At 50.6% G+C, this 3457-nt stretch carries 2 protein-coding genes; both read right to left on the bottom strand.

Going from position 1 to position 3457, the window contains the following annotated elements; genetic code table 11:
• A partial coding sequence (locus QT974_RS32640; RefSeq protein WP_333472509.1) for a CHAT domain-containing protein occupies positions 1–2476 on the bottom strand: 2476 nt, incomplete at its 3' end.
• A gap of 6 nt (positions 2477–2482) precedes the next feature.
• On the bottom strand, positions 2483–3238 hold the full coding sequence (locus tag QT974_RS32645; RefSeq protein ID WP_333472510.1) for a DUF928 domain-containing protein: 756 nt from the start codon (positions 3236–3238) through the stop codon (positions 2483–2485).
• Positions 3239–3457 lie beyond the last annotated feature (219 nt).

Here is a 3457-nt window from a genome sequence, read left to right on the forward strand (position 1 = left end):
TTGTCCCTTGTGCGCCTGTGATGGCTTGGGTGTTGAGCAGAGGGGCGATCGATCGGGCTTCAGCTTCGGCTCCAGGTAGAGCAGACAATTGCTTCTTGGGTTCTCCCAGAGAGGGAGATACACTCGGCATGGTGGGATTGCCCAAGACTAGAGCGTTGCCGCTGTTGACTGGTTTCTGTGCTAACTTCAGCCGTTGTTGTCGAGTCAAATCCAACACTTGAATCGAGGGGGCGGTGAGAATAGTGTGTTTTTGGATTAAGTAAGTGCCGCTGGCATCTTGCAGGGCGGGGAAGGGAACCTGGAATAGGGAACGTTGAGGAATGAAGATGACGTGGGCATTGGGATCTTTGGGGAGGAGGCTGGCAATGGGATCGATCAGTAGTTGATGCAGTGTCGGTAAGTCGGGTTGGGGTTGGGTAGAGCCAAGACTGCTGCGACTGCGAACGGCAAGAAACTCCTGATTGCCAATAATTAGATCGGCGAGAGAGGCTTTGTGTTTTTGCCAGAGGGGTTTGAGGTCTACCTCGCGGAAGGTGATTTCGCCCGTGGGTTGAATCACCCAGATGTAGAGCGCGGATTCACGCCCTACTTTTCGGCCCTGAATCTGGAAGTTTTCGTAGATGATCGAATACTGCACCAAAGTGGCGTTCTGTGCTTTGGCTATTTGGCGGATTTGATCTTGGTTGGGAGAAGTGTTAATAACCGGATTGGTAGAACCTGAAGATAAGCGCTCACTCAGGAGATCGACAAAGGCACGAGCACGTCCCCGTTCGGCAATTTCTAACGCGGCATTTGGGTTGTTCTGAGCCACCCGGACTCGTTGTAAAATCCCATAAGTCTTAGCTTGTTCTTCAAAGATGGAGACTTTATTCGCATCGTTGGAGCCGAGCATTTGACGCATTGATTCCCAAACTTGAATCGCATTAACGAGCATTTTCTCAGCTTCTGTTGGGTTGCCAGCTCTCCAGAACGCCGCTCCCAAGTTGTTGAGCGCCACACCCTCCCCAAGGCGGTCTTTAATTTCTCGGGCGATGGCTAAACTCTGCTGTGCATACTCAATGGCTTTGGTATAGTTGCCCAGAGATTGGTAAGCACCTCCCAAATCACCCAGTGCTTTACCTTCCCCAAGGCGGTCTTTAATTTCGCGGGCGATGACTAAATATTGCTGTGTATATTCAATGGCTTGGGCATAGTTGCCCAGAGATTGGTAAGCACCTCCCAAATTGCCTAGTGCCGTACCTTCACTTTTGCGGTCTTTAATTTCGCGGGCGATGACTAACTGTTGCTGTGCATACTCAATGGTTTTGGCCGAGTTGCCCAGAGACTGGTAAGCGATTCCCAAATTGCCCAGTGCCCTACCTTCACTTTGCCGGTCTTTAATTTCGCGGGCGATCGCTAAACTCTGCTGTATATACTCAATAGATTTGGCATAGTTTCCCAGATCGCCGTAAGCGATTCCCAAATTACCCAGTGCTTTACCTTCCCCTTCGCGGTCTTTAATTTCGCGGGCGATCGCTAACTGTTGCTGTGAATACTCAATGGCTTTGGCGTAGTCGCCCAGAGACTGGTAAGCGAGTCCCAAATAACTTAGTGCCGCACCCTCCCCCTTGCGGTTTTTAATTTCGCGGGCGATGGCTAACTGTTGTTGTGAATACTCAATGGCTTTGGCATAGTTGCCCAGAGAGTTGTAAGCGATTCCCAAACTGCCTAGTGCCACACCCTCCCCTTCACGGTTTTTAATTTCGCGGGCGATGGCTAAACTCTGCTGTGTATACTCAATGGCTTTGGCGTAGTCGCCCAGAGACTGGTAAGCGAGTCCCAAATAGCCCAGTGCTATACCTTCCCATTCGCGGTGTTTAATTTCGCGGGCGATGGCTAACATTTGCTGTGAATACTCAATGGCTTTGGCATAGTCGCCCAGAGACTGGTAAGCGAGTCCCAAACGGCCCAGTGCTACACCTTCCTGACGGTGGTCTTTAATTTTGCGGGCGATGGCTAACAGTTGCTGTGAATACTCAATGGCTTTAGGATAGTTGTCCAGAGATTGGTAAGCGAGTCCCAAAATGTATAGTGCTGCACCCTCCCTTTGGGGGTGTTTAATTTCGCGGGCGATGGCTAAACTCTGCTGTGAATACTCAATGGCTTTGGCATAGTTGTGCAGATCGAGGTAAGCGAGTCCCAACAAGCCCAGTGCTGCACCCTCCCCTTTTCGGTTTTTGATGGTGCGATAAATTTGCAGTGCCTGTTGCCAGGAATTCAGCGCAGCAGAGAATTGGCTAGTCTGCAACTGTTGAAGCCCCTGCTGTATTAGTCGATCGCCCTCTGCTTCACTAACCTCGATCGCCTGAGCACTAGCCGGGAGTGAGAAATGCGGAGGAATGTAAAAGCCAACAGACAAAAGGCAAAAGGCGAGGGAAAAAAGGAAGCCCGATCGCACTTTACAACTGGATTTAAATTTTAGCGAGTCAGGCTGCATGGGATTTTAGGGTTTGGGTTGCGGGAGTTGGCGCTGTTGTTCGATCGCCCTAATTTGCCTCAATCGATCGCTCCAATCTTTCAAAGGTTCGGCTTCCGAATTAGCAAGAGCATCTAACAGTTCCAGCACGGGCGTTTGGTTTTGAGAAGTTTCAGAGACTTTGCGCGCTTCCGCGATCGCGTCATACCACAACCCAGCCCCCGCATACAAATCGATCCGCTGTTGGGGAGTTTGCGCCGCTGCAAGTTGAGCCTGCAACGACGCCGCAGGCTGAACCACTTGGATTTCTGCCGCCGCCACCACATTCCTCGAAGGACTATTCGGATCGCAAATTAACACCACTTGCCACTTGTAGGATTGCCCGATCGACAGTTGCGGCAGATTTGGCGGCAGCGAAAACTGCATAATTCCTGGCTGAATCTGCATCTCGGTTCGATAAAGCGGTTGTCCAGTGGAACTAAACAGCCGGAATTGCATAAGATGAGGAGAGCGATCGGGTACAAACCAGGTAAAAGTCGGATGCCCAGAAATCGTCTGTCCCATATGGCTAAACGGCACCAAGGCAGTCAATACCGCCGCTGAATCACCTTCACAACTGCCGCCGCGAGTCGTATTCGTGCCTGTTTCTTTTGGTTTAGAAGGGTTTGGAGGAGGAGTGTATTTTGCCAGCGCTACGGGAGCAATCCAGAACGAAACACTCAGGATTAAAGCCGCAATGCCGGCAGAGTAAATGGTTCGACGCTTCAATCGGTGAGTTATCATCTGAATTCTCTCTGTAACTATCTTTTACTTTAATTAAGAATAGGAGAACACAATAGAGGTCTACCCACAAGCTTTGTTGCGGGAAGGTGCAAAGATATTGGGCATGGGGCATGGGGCATGGGGCATGGGGCATGGGGCATGGGGCATGGGGCATAGGTACTAAGAACCAATCACCAATCACCAATCACCAATCACCAATCACCAATCACCAATCACCAA

The organism is Microcoleus sp. BM001215392 (assembly GCF_036700185.1).
Taxonomy (GTDB): domain Bacteria; phylum Cyanobacteriota; class Cyanobacteriia; order Cyanobacteriales; family Microcoleaceae; genus Microcoleus.